The following is a 16,348-nucleotide window of genomic DNA, read 5'->3' as shown; positions in this document are numbered from 1 at the left end:
ATATATTCTTATTGATAATAATTCAATAATTTGTCATCTTTTTTGTTAACTTTACTGATGTTGCCAGAAGGAACGTTGTTGCAAAATTTTGTAAAATTTATTATCCTAAGGTTTCAAGTCTTCACAGGTTTATTGGAACTATATGTGCAATGTGTTTATCAGTGAAAATCCGGAGAAAATGATGGGGGAAAAGTTAATACATTACTTTAGCCAGGGTAAATGCGAAGGCAATGCAGAAATGAAAAATCTGCTGGGAGGAAAGGGGGCAAATTTAGCAGAAATGTGCAATGTTGGCATTCCTGTTCCACCTGGTTTCACAATTTCCACCTCTGCTTGCAAAGTCTATTATCAAGACAATAGATCTTCTGTCATCCAAGTAGCTGACTACTCGGATCCAGAAAAAAATGTGGTCACGCACTGGAATGACATATGTAGTGAAATCAAAAACTACATGGCGATGCTCGAAAATGACATCGGTTGTAAGTTTGGGGATTTAAATAATCCCTTATTAGTTTCAATACGCTCTGGTAGTGTTAGTTCAATGCCAGGCATGCTTGATACTATTTTAAATGTTGGTCTAAATGATGAAACCGTTGTTGGGCTTGCAAAAAAAAGTGGCGAACGTTTTGCTTACGATAGCTACTGCCGCTTCATTATGATGTACTCCAATGTTGTACTACAGCTTGATCATCACCTATTTCAAGATGTTGTTGATAATGAGCAGCAAAAGAGTGGAGCAAAAAGCTTAGCTGATCTTGATGTTGATGTTTTAAAGAGAATTGTTAACGATTTTAAAAAGATAGTATATGAAAAAACTGAGAAACATTTCCCGCAGAACGTTGAAGAGCAATTGTTAAGCTCAGTTAATGCAGTATTTGCCTCTTGGAAAAATGATAGGGCTGTTTCCTATAGAAGAATACATAATATTCCTGAAAACCTTGGAACAGCCGTCAACGTGCAAGCAATGGTTTTTGGTAATTTAAATGATAATTCTGCAACTGGTGTGATATTTACACGAAATCCTTCAACTGGAGAAAAAAAATACTTTGGTGAATTTCTGATTAATGCTCAGGGTGAGGATGTGGTTTCTGGTGTTTATACTCCTATGCCAATTGACGGAGAGCAAAAAAACACCATGGAGAAGTTGCTGCCAAGTGTCTACCGAGAATTATGCGTGGTATGTGAAAAACTTGAAAGGCATTATAAAGACATGCAGGATATCGAATTTACTGTGCAGGACGGTAAGTTATGGATTTTGCAAACTAGGTCTGGCAAGCGCACGGCTGAAGCTGCTATTCGCATAATAGTTGATATGGTAAACGAAGGAACGATTACAAAAGAAGAAGGAATATTGAGAATTGATCCAAAAACCTTTGACAATTTATTGCATCCAGTTCTTGACGTTAAGAGTGACCAAAAAGTAATAGGGAAGGGGCTGCCGGCTTCTCCAGGGGTTGCTTCTGGATATATAGTGTTTAGTGCAAGTGATGCTGAAAAAGCTGCAGAGCAGGGCAAAAAAGTGATTTTAGTAAGGTCAGAAACGAGTCCTGAAGATATTAATGGAATGAATGCTGCAAGTGGCATAGTAACAGCACGGGGAGGGATGACCTCGCATGCTGCTGTTGTAACTCGTGGAATGGGTAAGCCATGCATTTGCAGTGTGAGTGGACTTTATATCGATAAAGATGGAACTTTCTTTTCTGTGGGGGATACAAAAGTAAATAAAGGTGAACCAATTACCATCAACGGAGGAATAGGGGAGGTTATGCTTGGCATTCTCCCTACAATTTCACCTGAATTATCGCAAGAATTCAAAACGATAATCAACTGGATAGATGAAATTAAAACGATCAAAGTGAGAGCGAACGCTGATACTCCAAAAGATGCAAAAATTGCAAAAGGATTCGGTGCAGAAGGTATAGGCTTATGTCGCACAGAACATATGTTTTTCGCTAGTGATAGAATCGAATTCATTCAAAAGTTGATAATAGCTGACGATGAAAATGAAAGGGCAAATGCGCTCATTAAACTGGAAGAAATGCAAAAGTCTGATTTCAAAGAAATATTTTCTATTATGGAGGGCAGGGAAGTCACTATACGTTTGCTTGATCCTCCTTTGCATGAATTTTTACCCAATAATCAGTCTACTATAGAAAAAATTGCCAAATCACTTAGTAAGTCAGTTGAATCAGTAAAAAATAAAATAGCAGAGTTATCAGAAAAGAACCCAATGCTTGGCCATCGAGGTTGTAGACTTGCCATTTCTCATCCTGAAATATATAGCATGCAGATTAGGGCAATACTTAGTGCTGCAAGTGAATTAAGGAAAGAAAAGAAGATAGAAGTGGAGCCTGAAATCATGATTCCTTTTATCATGAATGAGAAAGAGTTTGTTCTGATATGCGAGCTAGCAAAGAAAGAATCCTCTGTTATTTCATCTGGGATCCAGACGCAGATTCCAGCGTCACGCGCTGGAATGACATCAGACAAGGCTTATTCAATTGGAACGATGATAGAACTACCAAGAGCAGCACTGATTGCTGATAAGTTAGCAAAACATGCAGAGTTTTTTAGTTTTGGCACTAATGATTTAACGCAAACAACCATGGGACTTTCAAGAGATGATTCAGTTAATTTCCTCGATTCTTATAAGGAAAGCAACATATTCGAAAACGACCCATTTGAAGTGCTGGACATCGAAGGGGTAGGGGAGTTAATCAAGATAGCCATTGAAAGAGGCAAAAAAACCCGAAAAGAAATAAAACTGGGTATATGTGGAGAGCATGGAGCAGATCCAAGATCTATAGGGTTTCTCATCGAATCAGGGGTGGATTATGTTTCATGCTCACCCTATAGAGTACCGATTGCAAAGTTAGTGGCAGCACAGTTTAGCATAAAATTTAAGTTTGTTGGGTAAGTGAAAAACATTGGATCGCCTTGCGGAGCTCTGTCATTCAAGTGCTCTTTTTTTTGTCATTCCCATACGTGACACGCAACTGTACGAACATCGTGATTTGAGAGCAATCTTCATAAGGGAGGATGTCATCCCAGTGCTCAGACACTGGGATCCATTTTTCCATGCAATCTCGCAAAGACATTTGTTTGAGTATAAGACAGCTACTTTTACGCTCACCAGTTCAGTGTGCTTCTACAATAAAATTTCTGGATGCCAGTGTCACGCACTGGCATGACATCCTATATTTTTACAACTTGTGAATTTACGTGTTCAACTTTATTTTCTTCCATTTCTCTATAGCTTGGTAATGTAGAATTTTTTATATGTAATCCGGTATATATTGCAACCAAAGCAGCTATAATACCACAAACTATAGCACCAGCCACAAATGGAACCATCACAGCAGCAGCAATGAATAATCCTGTAATAACAACTCCAACAGCATCTTTTGTTAATGAGGTGTAGAAATCATTTTTGCTTTCTTTATATTGAGCTTCTTTATTATCACTATTTGGTGTGGCAGTTTGGTCAGTCCTTGTTGATACAGGCGTTTTATTTTCGTTATTATGATGCTGACCGTTACCACTATCATACGCGTCAAGTTAAGAAGAAGTGGGTAAAGTTGGTGTAAAGAAAAGAAAAAGAAGATATAAGTTCTCTTCAATTTAACAAACAAAATGGAGAACTTATACAATGAAAAGAATAGTTTGCATCTCAAAAAAGCTCAAAGAATTTTTTAATGAAAAAGCAGATAAAATCTCAGCTACAACAGGATTCATAAAAAGAAAGAGGAAGCTAAAAGGCTCATCGTTCGTAAAAGCCATAGTCTTGGGTAATATAGGGGTTGATAATTGTAGTATAGAGACAATATGTCAATTATTGAATGAAGATTCGATAAATATAACAAAACAAGGTCTGGACTTTAGATTTACCAAGGAAGCAGTGGAATTCATGAAAAGAATGTATAATGAATCTTTAATGTTACTTAAAAATACCTTGCAAGTTGATTGCAGAATCTTGAAGCACTTTAGAAGTGTTAAGTTATTAGAGCCTGTTCATAATCTTTTCAGAAGTAAGGCAGTGAAAGCCAGAACGACCATTTGTAGGCTAGTATTGAGTTTTCGCTCACAATTTTTCCACAATCTTCTACATTTTTCTAACCAAGCAAAAGATCGCTCCACAACCCATCTTTTGGGCAATACAACAAAGGAATGTAATTCATTTCTTTTTATCACTTCAACGGTTGCACCAATAATCGTTTTTATTTGAGTTGCAAAATTCTCTCCAGTATAGCCTGCATCAACCAGTACATTTTTAACTCCCGAGAGGTTTTCTTTTGCATTTTCGACCATTCTCACAGCACTGCTACGGTCAGTTATCTCTGCTGTTGTTATATAAATTGCATGGGGCAAACCTTGCGTATCTACTGCAATATGGCGTTTTATTCCTGAAATCTTTTTGCCTGCATCATAGCCTTTTTCTTCAGCAGTATCTGCATTTTTTACACTCTGTGCATCAATTATGCAGAAGCTGGTTTTTTCTTTCCGACCATTGTTTTGTCGGACCACGCCAACTATTTTTTTTTAACACCAGCTCCAGAACACTTTCTTTATCTGCATCTGGTTTTTCACTCCACTTCTTAAAATAGTCGTAACAATTGCGCCATTTTGGAAACTCTTTTGGTAGCATTCTCCACTGACAACCGCTTTTCAGAACGTATAACACTCCACAAAATACATCATACAAATCAAGTTTCCTTGGTTTTGTTTTTTTTCTACAGGACTCTAGATCTGGTAACATAATCTCAAATCTTTCCCGACTTATATCACTTGGGTATAAACTCCTCATATATCCTAACTTATATATATTATCTCTTAGTTTATTCCTTTCTTGAGATCATGTACAGGTTCTTAGACAGCAGCTATATTAGCTTACCTAACAGTATGGAAGACATGTATAAAGGTTATGGTACCAGCTACAGTGGTTATGAAAGCAATACTAAATCTAGAATAAAGTTACAATTAGTTTTTGACTACCTAAACCAGACATTAGACCAGCTTAATATAACTGAGGGAATAAGGTCAGATCAGGGGTATAGAAGACATTTAAGCAATATATCGAGCAACGATTTACTAATATCTGATTTGGGTTATTTTGTGCCAAGTTCTTTTAAACAAATCAATGAAGCTGGAGCTTGTTTTATAAGTCGTTGATACCAACATATATGGTATAGAAACAAATCAAAAAATAGAGTTATTAGAATGTTTAGAGGATAAATTGTTTCTAGAAAATGAGGTGCTGTTAGGAAAAGAAATAAAAGTTAAAGTGAGAATTATATGTCAAAAGCTAACTGAATATGGCTAGGAGAAGGAAGGCTAATAGATTAGCAAAATCACATATCTTCTAAAAGGAATAAAAAGTTATTGAATTGGTCAATATTTATAACTAATGTTCCAAAGAGTAAAATTAGTGCTGAACAATTATAGCTCTTTTCATAGAAGTCCGGATGTGATAAGATAAGGATAGACGATGATAAGGAGGTTGAGTGCCAGCAGCATATAGTTATGACTTAAGGAAAAAAGCAATGGAAGCGCTAGAGGAGGGAGGAAGCAGAGAAACAGTGGCAGCAAGATTTAAAATTGGACGAACTACTTTATGGGAGTGGCAGCAAAGAAGAAAAGAAACAGGAGACTTTCAATCAAAAAAACTTGGAAATGGAGGTTACAATCACAAAATCACCGACTGGGATGCCTTTGCTAAATTTGCCAGAGAAAACGGAGGAAAGACTCTGTCGGAAATGGCTAAACTTTGGGGCAACGTTAGTATCCAAACGATCCACCGAGCTCTCAGAAAAATTGGATTTACGCGCAAAAAAAGACATATGGATACAAGGAAAGAAACGAAGAAAAACGTGCTGAATTCTTAAAAATTATAGCAACAAAAGAACCAGAAAACTTAGTTTATATAGATGAGTCTGGCATTGATAACACAGAGGACTATCCATATGGGTATTGCCAGAAAGGACAGCGGTTTTATGGCCTAAAATCTGGAAAGAAAACTCAACGAATCAGTATGGTTGCAGCCTTAAGTAGAAGAAAGATAGTTGCTCCATTAACCTTTGAAGGCCACTGTAATATGGATGTTTTTAATGGATGGTTTGAGCAATTTTTGACACCGATCTTGGAACCTGGACAGACTGTCATTCTTGACAATGCTACTTTTCATAAGTCTGGTAAGATTATCGAGCTTGCTAGAGGAGTTGGTGCAGAAATTTTGTATCTGCCGCCGTATTCTCCAGATTTCAACAAAATTGAGCATCATTGGTTTGCTATAAAAAACAGAGCTAGGAAAAACATTCCTCTATTCGAATCCTTTCGTCGTGCTGTTGATTCTGCCTTCCTATGACCTGTTCGGACTATTATGAGAAATGCTATATTAACAATTTACAGAGTAAGATGGCAAATTGAATTATTATTTAAATTATATAAGAGCCATATAAAACTTGATAAACTGAAAGGAAAGCCATATAGGGTATTATGAAAAGAGCTATACTCAGTTACAATGGGAGTGTTAAATAAACCATACGCGTCAAGTTAAGAGATTGTGAACAAATTTAGAGAGGTTAAAGTGGATACTCTAGCCCTTCTACGTTTGTCTTTTAATGAAAATTGCGACCAAGTTATAGTAAGTTTTCTAAGAAATGCTTTTAAGCTATTAATTTTAGTTAATACTAAAAATAACTCTCTAATCCGCCTTTTTAGCTCAATAAATGCCTTTGTTAAACTGAGTTCTGTATTCTTTTTTAGTTTTGTACAACTGACCATTCCATGAAATATGAGAATTGCACATAATTTAGCATATAATTCACACAATACTCTGTATGGCTTCCCTTTTAGTTCATCAAGTCTTATGTAGCTCTTGTATAGTTTAAATAACAACTCAATTTGCCACCTTACTCTGTAGATTGTTAATACTTGCTCAGCACTAATTTTATCCTCTGGAATATTAGTTATGAATATTGACCAGTTCAGCAATTTTTGATTCCTTTTGGAAGATGTATATCCATGTGATTTTGCCAATTTATTAGCTTTTCTTCTTCTGGCTAGAGACTGCTCTTCAGTTAGTTTATGACATATCATTCTTACTCTAATCTTTGCTTCTTTTCCCAATAATACCTCAGTTTCTAAAAATAGCTTGTCTCCTAAACATTCCAATAATTCCATTTTTTGATTTGTTTCTATAGCATATATATTGGTATCAGATTTATAACGACTAATAAAATAAGCTCCCGTTTCATTGATCTGTTTAAAAGAACTTGGGACAAAATAACCAAGGTCAGATATTAGCAAATCGTTACTTGATATATCGATCAAATGCTCTCTATAACCTTGGTCTGACCTTACTCCCTCCGTTATGTTAAGTTGATCCAATGTCTGATTTAAGTAATCAAAAACTAATTGTAACTTTATCCCAGACTTAGTGTTACTCTCATAACCTTTGTAACTAGTACCATACCCTTTATACAGATTTTTCATACTGTTAGGCAGGCTAATATAGCTACTATCCAATAACTTGACGCCTTTAAATTGCTGCAAGATTCTACAATCAATTTGCAGGATATTTTTAAATAAAGCCATAGATTCATTGTACATTCTCTTCATAAATTCTACTGCTTCTTTAGTAAACCTGAAATCTAAACCCTGTTTCGTCATTACCACAGATTCTTCGTTTAATAATTGGCGCATTGCATCTATGCTGCAGTTTTCAATTCCTATATTACCCCAAATTATAGCTTTTATGAATGATGAACCGCTCAGCTTTCTCTTCCTTTTTACAAATCCTGTTTCAATTGATACCTCATTTGCCATTTCATTGAAAAATTTGTTGAGGTTGTTTGATAGGCAAGTTATTTTATTCATCGTTAGCTCTCTCACTAAAAGTATATCTGAAAGAACTTATATCTTATTATTCTATCTCCTTCATATCTTTTTCCTTAACTTGACGCGTATGGTTTATTTAACACTCCCATTACAATTGGCTTAATTTCTGGTAATTCTACCTTTTGATGAACAATTTCATCTTCTAAAACAACCTTACTTCCACACATACAAATCTTACCAATTGTGCAGCTCACTACCTCGTCTGCAGCCATTAATTCACGCTTATGCGCCTTATGTCCTGGCTGACCTCCTGGGTTTTTATCACTCTTCTTTTTTCCTTTCTTACGATATATATCTCGTGATGGTGGCAGCGATGAATTTTGTGAATTTAAGCCCAATTTGTCTTCTAATTCAATTATTTTTGCTTTCAGGCTATCATTTTCTGTAATCAGCGCTTTTATTTCTTCCTTGAGATTAGCGTTTTCTGCTACAGTCTCCTTTTGCAGCACTGTTGTCATTTACCCATTCCATATTTAGCTTCCTATTTCTTTACACTTTTATATTTACTTTGTAAACCACCTTATCTCCGTGAACGGTTACCGGGTTAGAGAGTTATTTTTAGTATTAACCAAAATTAATAGTTTAAAAGCATTTCTTAAAAAACTCACTATAACTTGGTCACGATTTTCATTAAAAGACAAACGTAGAAGGGCTAGAGTATCCACTTTAACCTCTCTAAATTTGCTCACAATCTCTTAACTTGACGCGTATGATCTACTATACAGGCTCTCGGCTGCTCATTCCTTCCTATTTTTCTTCTACTATATTTTGTAATTTCATAATTCATTTTCTCAAAAATTCCCTGCTTCTTCCATTGCCTGAACTGCTCATACACAGTCTTCCATAGCGGAAAATCATTTGGTAAATACCGCCATTGACACCCTGTACGCAATACATAGAAAATTGCTTCTAATATTTCTCTTTTGCTATACTTTGGCGGCCTTCCTCCTTTCTTGTATGATACTCTGAAGTGTTTTTCTATTCTTGCCCATTCCCTTTCGCTTAGATCTGTTGGATACTTTTTTCTCATCTTTATCACGTACTAAAATTTCAGATATTATAGCCTTTTACTAGTTTCCGGACAATCTCTAATTCCTATATCAAACCTTTCTTTACTAGATTATATAGTCAATATAAAAAGCCATATAAAATTGCTTCCACTGCTGCCATGAGGAAATTGCTTATTCTTGCTAACTCTTTAGTCAGAGATGACAGGGTTTTTACTGAGGAATATAACTCTCTGTCTGTTTCTATCTAAGAGCAAGCATAGCTGTGGATAAGCACGTTTATACAGATAAAAGTACTTATCCACAGCTACATCAATTTTTCTATTGACTTTTAACACAACTGCTGAACAGATACATTCGTCATCCCGCTACGTGTTAGCGGCCAAGATACCGCGGCGGTATGACGTGGGAAATCTGACTTGCATTAGCTATAAAAGTGATTTATATAAATCTCATAGCATGCCGAATGAAGCGTTTTTTGAGGAAATCTGAATTTTCAACTGCAATCAAGCCAAGATTTCTTAGTGCTTTAGCGCAGAATATTCTGTTGGAAAACATCCTATTTAATCCATCAGTTGCAAGCGCCATTGTAAAATTATCAAAGCATCTGTTACGTGAAATTTTCTTTAATAAATAACTACTGCCAACATCAATACCAGCCGCTTTTGCGGCAACTACGTGCTTTATAACACTTTCTACATCTCTAATTCCAAGATTAAGCCCTTGACCTGCAACTGGATGAATTGAATGTGCTGCATCGCCGATAAGCAAAACTCTACCCTTATATAACTTTTTTGCGAAAGCAAAACTCAAAGGATAAAGTTTTCTTTCATCCTCTAATTTTATCTCTCCTAAATAAGAACCAAATCTTTTTTTAAGCTCTATAATAAATTCTTCTTCAGACAGATCCATTAGCATTTTTGAAATTTCAGATTTTTCTGTCCAAACTATCGAAGAAGTATAGCCACCCTTCATCGGTAGAATTGCAAATGGACCGCCAGGGAAAAAACGCTCTACAGCTAAGTTTTGGTGATGTAGTTCATGCTTTACATTAAATACTATGCTACTTTGTTTATAGTCAAATTTCACTGTCGGTATAGAAAATAACTCTGGTAATTTAGAGTTTTTGCCTTCAGCGCAGATAAGTAGCGATGATATTAATTCCTGGTTGTTATCAAGAATAACTTCCACATATCCTGAATCACAAGCAATTGTTTTATAGGAATGTGGAGAGTATATATTTAGTTTATTCAGAAAATTATTGTTGATTGCATTCCATATAGTAGCATTGTTAATAACATAACCCATTGGCTCTTCACTAACCATTTTATGATTATAATGCACAGTAATTGGGCTATCTCCATCTAATACGCATATATCAAGTATAGGTTCAGCTTCACTCTCCACAAACTGCCAAATCCCTAATTTTTCCAATATTTTTTTCGAACCTTGAGAAATAGCAAATGCTCGGTTGTCATCTACTACACGTGGTAGACTATTTTTTTCAATCACAGCTACAGACACAGAGTCACAACTGAGGCCAATTGCAGTAATAAGACCAAGCAACCCACCACCTGAAATGATTACATCATAATTCATTTTATTTATCTAAAATTATATTCTATCTATTTTAAAAATAGTTTAAACAAACTTTATATATAAATTAAATTTTTTAGATCCCAGTGTCAGCTACTTGGATGACATCTAAAGACACTCCACCTTGTCATTCCAGCACGTAACGAACAACTGTACGAACATTTTGCGAAGGCAGTGTGTTAAATGCTATGGCCGGTTTTGCCTCAAACATAAAGGTGTAATCCCAGTGCTTGACACTGGGATCCATTCTTCTTTTTTTCTGGATTCCAGCGTCACGCGCTGGAATGACAAAAGCTGTTAATTTTTCATGTAAGTAATGGTTATGCAAGCAGTCTATTTTGTAACTAACAAAAGAGGACTTTGATTCGCATGTTTCTCACGCTTATTCTATTGTTTAACTATACTTTGAGCAATGTCTTCATAAATCTCTGCTAAATCTTCACTTAACATTAAAGGATTTCCACAATCAGAAGCATGGCATATTTGTGGATTCAGAGGAATTCTGCCTAGGAGTTTGATGCCCAGCTCCTCAGACATTCTTTTTGCACCATCTTTTCCAAATATGTGTATTTTTGAGTTGTCTTGAATAAAATAGCTCATATTTTCTACAATGCCAATAACCGGTACGCTGAGCTTTGTGAACATATCGTAAATTTTGCGTGCATCAATCAAAGCAAGCTCCTGTGGAGTTGAAACTATTATCGCCCCAGTTAAGTTAAAATTTTCCATAAGACTTAAATGTACATCGCCAGTTCCAGGTGGTGTATCAACCATCAAATACTCTATATCGGACCATTTTGTTCCCATTAGCAGATTATAAAGTGCTTTTGTAATCATAGGTCCGCGCCATATTGCTGCACGATCTTTATCGATAAAATAGCCAATTGAAATAGTATGCAGTCCATACTTTTCTATAGGCATTGCTTTACTATCCTGTATTTCTGGCTTTAATTTTTCAGCGCCAAGCATTTTAGGAATGGAAGGACCATATATATCTGCATCAACCAGCGCAACTTTATGTTTCAACTTTGCTAATGAGAGAGCAAGATTTAGCGCAACTGTGGACTTGCCCACACCTCCTTTACCAGAGGCTACAACGATTATATTTTTCACTCCTTCGATATGTAATTTAGCTTTTTGTTGCCCAGTTTGTTTTTGACCAGTAGCAACCACGGTCACTTTTGTCACCCCTGGTATAGCTTTAACAGCTTGCTCACAATTTCTTCTTAATTCTTCATTTGCTTGCGTGTTACCGGCAACTTCAAGCGCAAAACCAACATCTCGACCTTTAATAATAATTGAGGATATTATGCCAAGAGCGATCACATCTTTACCGCTTTTTTGCTCTATGACTTTTTTTAAGTTCTCTCTTACAATTTTTTCGTTGATCATTAGCCTTTTAGGTGATTTCTTCCTGAAGTCGTTTAATCTCAGCTTGAGGAAGGCCGGTTGTCTGAGAGATAATATCAATAGAGATGTCAGCCTTAAGTAGGTTTTTTGCTACTTCAATCTTTCCTTCAATATTTCCCTCATCAAGTTTTTGAGCGAGGATGCCTTCTTCTTTCCGCAGATCCATTATTCTTTCTTCGTAAGCTATTAGATCTTTTTCATTCCAGCTAAACCTGTCTAATTCATCGTAGGCTAACTTTATTATTGGTGCTTTTTCTGCTATTTTCCTTAAGTCTTCTTCCGTAGTTTCATCTGCATATTGTTGTCTAAGTGAAGAAGGTCGCCCCTCCTCACTCGACTTCAAAACCGTACGTGAGACTTTGCGCCTCATACGGCTTCTCTCTAATTTGGTGCTTGTCATGCACACCTCCTGTGTAATTCATCGTGACAATGCCCATGTAACAAAGATAAATTTTTGATCATATTGTTTTGTCTATTCCGGTCTTTATGATGTATTTCTATTATATCATCACTTTCAAACCATAGTCTACAATTACCGCATTTACTTTGTTGTAACTTCAATAGTTTTATTACTCTTGATGGCTTATCTGGTATTTCTCTAAGAACCTGTACATGATCTCAAGAAAGGAATAAACTAAGAGATAATATATATAAGTTAGGATATATGAGGAGTTTATACCCAAGTGATATAAGTCGGGAAAGATTTGAGATTATGTTACCAGATCTAGAGTCCTGTAGAAAAAAAACAAAACCAAGGAAACTTGATTTGTATGATGTATTTTGTGGAGTGTTATACGTTCTGAAAAGCGGTTGTCAGTGGAGAATGCTACCAAAAGAGTTTCCAAAATGGCGCAATTGTTACGACTATTTTAAGAAGTGGAGTGAAAAACCAGATGCAGATAAAGAAAGTGTTCTGGAGCTGGTGTTAAAAAAAAATAGTTGGCGTGGTCCGACAAAACAATGGTCGGAAAGAAAAAACCAGCTTCTGCATAATTGATGCACAGAGTGTAAAAAATGCAGATACTGCTGAAGAAAAAGGCTATGATGCAGGCAAAAAGATTTCAGGAATAAAACTCCATATTGCAGTAGATACGCAAGGTTTGCCCCATGCAATTTATATAACAACAGCAGAGATAACTGACCGTAGCAGTGCTGTGAGAATGGTCGAAAATGCAAAAGAAAACCTCTCGGGAGTTAAAAATGTACTGGTTGATGCAGGCTATACTGGAGAGAATTTTGCAACTCAAATAAAAACGATTATTGGTGCAACCGTTGAAGTGATAAAAAGAAATGAATTACATTCCTTTGTTGTATTGCCCAAAAGATGGGTTGTGGAGCGATCTTTTGCTTGGTTAGAAAAATGTAGAAGATTGTGGAAAAATTGTGAGCGAAAACTCAATACTAGCCTACAAATGGTCGTTCTGGCTTTCACTGCCTTACTTCTGAAAAGATTATGAACAGGCTCTAAGTCTTGTTTTCGTCGCCTCTCCCCTAATTATAAATTATATATATAATATATAATTTATAGGGGGGTAACCAAAAAAATGAACTTTCTTTGAGCCGAGCGAAGCCACCTAAGGTAGAGAATGGATCAGGAAGGAGTGGTGTATAAAAATATATAATCTCTATAGTATTTTTATAACTTGATAGAAAAGGAAGGTAGAATTTACTGAAGAGTATATGTATTAATTATCTTCAAAGCCTCTTCATAAATGGTGTCTCTATGTCCTATTGCAACGATAGTTATAGCTCTTTTCATAGAAGTCCGGATGTGATAAGATAAGGATAGACGATGATAAGGAGGTTGAGTGCCAGCAGCATATAGTTATGACTTAAGGAAAAAAGCAATGGAAGCGCTAGAGGAGGGAGGAAGCAGAGAAACAGTGGCAGCAAGATTTAAAATTGGACGAACTACTTTATGGGAGTGGCAGCAAAGAAGAAAAGAAACAGGAGACTTTCAATCAAAAAAACTTGGAAATGGAGGTTATAGCTCTTTTCATAGAAGTCCGGATGTGACAAGATAAGGATAGACGATGATAAGGAGGTTGAGTGCCAGCAGCATATAGTTATGACTTAAGGAAAAAAGCAATGGAAGCGCTAGAGGAGGGAGGAAGCAGAGAAACAGTGGCAGCAAGATTTAAAATTGGACTAACTACTTTATGGGAGTGGCAGCAAAGAAGAAAAGAAACAGGAGACTTTCAATCAAAAAAACTTGGAAATGGAGGTTATAGCTCTTTTCATAGAAGTCCGGATGTGACAAGATAAGGATAGACGATGATAAGGAGGTTGAGTGCCAGCAGCATATAGTTATGACTTAAGGAAAAAAGCAATGGAAGCGCTAGAGGAGGGAGGAAGCAGAGAAACAGTGGCAGCAAGATTTAAAATTGGACGAACTACTTTATGGGAGTGGCAGCAAAGAAGAAAAGAAACAGGAGACTTTCAATCAAAAAAACTTGGAAATGGAGGTTACAATCACAAAATTACCGACTGGGATGCCTTTGCTAAATTTGCCAGAGAAAACGGAGGAAAGACTCTGTCGGAAATGGCTAAACTTTGGGGCAACGTTAGTATCCAAACGATCCACCGAGCTCTCAGAAAAATTGGATTTACGCGCAAAAAAAGACATATGGATACAAGGAAAGAAACGAAGAAAAACGTGCTGAATTCTTAAAAATTATAGCAACAAAAGAACCAGAAAACTTAGTTTATATAGATGAGTCTGGCATTGATAACACAGAGGACTATCCATATGGGTATTGCCAGAAAGGACAGCGGTTTTATGGCCTAAAATCTGGAAAGAAAACTCAACGAATCAGTATGGTTGCAGCCTTAAGTAGAAGAAAGATAGTTGCTCCATTAACCTTTGAAGGCCACTGTAATATGGATGTTTTTAATGGATGGTTTGAGCAATTTTTGACACCGATCTTGGAACCTGGACAGACTGTCATTCTTGACAATGCTACTTTTCATAAGTCTGGTAAGATTATCGAGCTTGCTAGAGGAGTTGGTGCAGAAATTTTGTATCTGCCGCCGTATTCTCCAGATTTCAACAAAATTGAGCATCATTGGTTTGCTATAAAAAACAGAGCTAGGAAAAACATTCCTCTATTCGAATCCTTTCGTCGTGCTGTTGATTCTGCCTTCCTATGACCTGTTCGGACTATTATGAGAAATGCTATAACTGTACGAACGTTGTGCTACCAGGAGGGTGTCATCCCAGTGCCCAGACACTGGGATCCAGTTTTTATTACCTGGTGTAAAGTTAAGTTTCCTGGATTCCAGTGTCAAGCACTGGAATGACACCATCATAAAGTGAAATTAGATCCCAGTGTCAGCTACTTGCATGACACCATTTGTTGTAAACTCACTTTTACTCTATGGTCTTGCCGCTATCCTGAACGGATACAAGAAGTGTTGCCGTCACGTTATATCATAAACTTTTGCTGAAGCTTTCTTTATATCTTCACTTGAAAGTGGAATTAGACCAAGCCTAGATAGGTACCCATCTTCAATGCCGATCGAATCTATAATTTCTTTTATGAATTCTCTTAATCCATCAACAGTATCCAGGTGTTCTTTCTTTATACAAAGGTATAGAGGTCTTGCTAATATATATTTTCCCGATGATATATTTTCGTAAGTTGGCTCAATTCCTGCAATTGTGCTCCCTTGTATTTTATCTTGATTCCTCATTAAAAAGCTAAAACTAAATATCCCTAAGGCGTTCTTGTTACTTTTCAATTTTTGTATTATTATATTTTCATTAATTCCAACTTCTATATACCTTCCGCCATCCCTTATATTAGCACATGCTTTCTTTCTTTCTTCCTGATCTTTATAATTCTCTTTAAAAATTCTCGAGTTCATGCATGAATATTGATCAAGCATAATAGAATTAACCAAAGTTTCGTATGTGCCTGTGTTTTGATGTGGACCATAAATTTCAATTTCTGTTTTTGGTAAGGCTTGATTCACATCAGACCAAAACTTCTTATTATTTTTTACTAGTTTATCATTTTCTTGAGAATATGCAGATAAAGTTTCAAATAAGTCCTTTTTTGTGAAATCAAATCTATGGCTTTGATTTGAATTTGCAATGACAATTCCATCATAGCCAATGATGATCTCTATCACTTCATTAATTTTATTTCTTTTACATAGTTCTCTTTCTACTTCCTTCATAGGGCGAGATGAAGTGGTGATGTATGGCGTGTCTTCCCCTATTCCTGAGCAAAACATTTTGAACCCTGATCCACTTCCTATTGATTCCACAACTGGAGTCTTAAAAGGGAATACACAATTGAACTCCTCGGCTATAAACGAGATAAAAGGAAAAACAGTTGAAGATCCAACAATTCTGATGTATTTCCTGGCATCAGCATTTGACAGCGGCGTGAATAATACAAATACAAAAATCAGGAGAAAGTTTCTAAGCATTA

The 16,348-nt window shown here is 36.2% G+C and carries 10 protein-coding genes and 7 pseudogenes; 9 read left to right on the top strand and 8 right to left on the bottom strand.

Annotated features, from left to right (window positions below):
• Positions 1–181 precede the first annotated feature (181 nt).
• Both ppdK and ABWU71_RS06255 read left to right on the top strand, forming a co-directional pair.
• Positions 182–2,917, top strand: a complete 2,736-nt coding sequence (ppdK, locus tag ABWU71_RS06260) for a pyruvate, phosphate dikinase (RefSeq protein WP_353284300.1) — start codon at positions 182–184, stop codon at positions 2,915–2,917.
• Between the two features lie 732 nt (positions 2,918–3,649).
• Positions 3,650–4,006 (top strand): annotated as a pseudogene (locus tag ABWU71_RS06255) (IS4 family transposase); the annotation flags it as partial.
• Between the two features lie 5 nt (positions 4,007–4,011).
• On the opposite strand, the gene ABWU71_RS06250 reads toward ABWU71_RS06255, so the two are convergent.
• Positions 4,012–4,804, bottom strand: a protein-coding gene (locus ABWU71_RS06250) for an IS5 family transposase (RefSeq protein ID WP_265023453.1) whose coding sequence is annotated in 2 segments (ribosomal slippage) — positions 4,012–4,539 and positions 4,541–4,804 — 792 coding nt in all. Because the reading frame shifts where the segments join, the coding sequence is not laid out codon by codon here.
• A gap of 56 nt (positions 4,805–4,860) precedes the next feature.
• On the opposite strand from ABWU71_RS06250, the pseudogene ABWU71_RS06245 reads away from it, so the two are divergent.
• Positions 4,861–5,439, top strand: a pseudogene (locus tag ABWU71_RS06245) (transposase); the annotation flags it as partial.
• Between the two features lie 62 nt (positions 5,440–5,501).
• Positions 5,502–6,361, top strand: a protein-coding gene (locus ABWU71_RS06240) for an IS630 family transposase (RefSeq protein WP_353284076.1) whose coding sequence is annotated in 2 segments (ribosomal slippage) — positions 5,502–5,826 and positions 5,826–6,361 — 861 coding nt in all. Because the reading frame shifts where the segments join, the coding sequence is not laid out codon by codon here.
• Positions 6,362–6,549: 188 nt separating this feature from the next.
• On the opposite strand, the gene ABWU71_RS06235 is transcribed toward ABWU71_RS06240, so the two are convergent.
• Together ABWU71_RS06235 and ABWU71_RS06230 are read right to left on the bottom strand one after the other, a co-directional pair.
• Positions 6,550–7,875: an IS4 family transposase gene (locus ABWU71_RS06235; RefSeq protein ID WP_353284299.1), complete on the bottom strand. Its 1,326-nt coding sequence runs from the start codon at positions 7,873–7,875 to the stop codon at positions 6,550–6,552.
• 74 nt (positions 7,876–7,949) lie between these two features.
• Positions 7,950–8,345, bottom strand: coding sequence for a DUF6444 domain-containing protein (locus ABWU71_RS06230; protein ID WP_353284298.1), 396 nt, complete (start codon positions 8,343–8,345; stop codon positions 7,950–7,952).
• 91 nt (positions 8,346–8,436) lie between these two features.
• Between ABWU71_RS06230 and ABWU71_RS06225 the strand changes: the two are divergent.
• Positions 8,437–8,595, top strand: a pseudogene (locus tag ABWU71_RS06225) (IS4 family transposase); the annotation flags it as partial.
• A 13-nt stretch (positions 8,596–8,608) separates the two neighbouring features.
• Here ABWU71_RS06225 and ABWU71_RS06220 read toward each other — a convergent pair.
• The 4 genes and pseudogenes from ABWU71_RS06220 to ABWU71_RS06205 form a co-directional block, all read right to left on the bottom strand.
• Positions 8,609–8,926: pseudogene (locus ABWU71_RS06220) on the bottom strand (transposase); the annotation flags it as partial.
• Between the two features lie 418 nt (positions 8,927–9,344).
• Positions 9,345–10,502: a 2-octaprenyl-6-methoxyphenyl hydroxylase gene (gene ubiH, locus ABWU71_RS06215; RefSeq protein ID WP_353284297.1), complete on the bottom strand. Its 1,158-nt coding sequence runs from the start codon at positions 10,500–10,502 to the stop codon at positions 9,345–9,347.
• A gap of 384 nt (positions 10,503–10,886) precedes the next feature.
• Positions 10,887–11,891 (bottom strand): Mrp/NBP35 family ATP-binding protein, encoded by a 1,005-nt coding sequence (locus tag ABWU71_RS06210; RefSeq protein ID WP_353284296.1) that lies wholly within the window; start codon positions 11,889–11,891, stop codon positions 10,887–10,889.
• A 7-nt stretch (positions 11,892–11,898) separates the two neighbouring features.
• Positions 11,899–12,210, bottom strand: a pseudogene (locus ABWU71_RS06205) (hypothetical protein); the annotation flags it as partial.
• A gap of 363 nt (positions 12,211–12,573) precedes the next feature.
• Here ABWU71_RS06205 and ABWU71_RS06200 point away from each other — a divergent pair.
• The 4 genes and pseudogenes from ABWU71_RS06200 to ABWU71_RS06185 all read left to right on the top strand — a co-directional run bounded on the left by ABWU71_RS06200 (position 12,574) and on the right by ABWU71_RS06185 (position 15,059).
• Positions 12,574–13,366 (top strand): IS5 family transposase gene (locus ABWU71_RS06200; protein ID WP_353284294.1). Its coding sequence is split into 2 segments (ribosomal slippage): positions 12,574–12,837 and positions 12,839–13,366, totalling 792 coding nucleotides; the frame shifts between segments, so codons are not numbered across the junction.
• A gap of 351 nt (positions 13,367–13,717) precedes the next feature.
• Positions 13,718–13,900 (top strand): annotated as a pseudogene (locus ABWU71_RS06195) (IS630 transposase-related protein); the annotation flags it as partial.
• Between the two features lie 58 nt (positions 13,901–13,958).
• Positions 13,959–14,141 (top strand): annotated as a pseudogene (locus ABWU71_RS06190) (IS630 transposase-related protein); the annotation flags it as partial.
• A gap of 58 nt (positions 14,142–14,199) precedes the next feature.
• Positions 14,200–15,059, top strand: a protein-coding gene (locus tag ABWU71_RS06185) for an IS630 family transposase (RefSeq protein WP_353284076.1) whose coding sequence is annotated in 2 segments (ribosomal slippage) — positions 14,200–14,524 and positions 14,524–15,059 — 861 coding nt in all. Because the reading frame shifts where the segments join, the coding sequence is not laid out codon by codon here.
• Positions 15,060–15,329: 270 nt separating this feature from the next.
• Here the strand turns inward: ABWU71_RS06185 and ABWU71_RS06180 are convergent.
• Positions 15,330–16,346, bottom strand: coding sequence for a substrate-binding domain-containing protein (locus tag ABWU71_RS06180; protein ID WP_353284293.1), 1,017 nt, complete (start codon positions 16,344–16,346; stop codon positions 15,330–15,332).
• Positions 16,347–16,348: the final 2 nt, after the last annotated feature.

This window comes from Wolbachia endosymbiont (group A) of Lasioglossum fulvicorne (assembly GCF_964028605.1).
GTDB lineage: Bacteria > Pseudomonadota > Alphaproteobacteria > Rickettsiales > Anaplasmataceae > Wolbachia.
The sequence above is the reverse complement of the archived record's forward strand: the minus strand, read 5'-3'. Positions and strand labels throughout refer to the sequence as shown.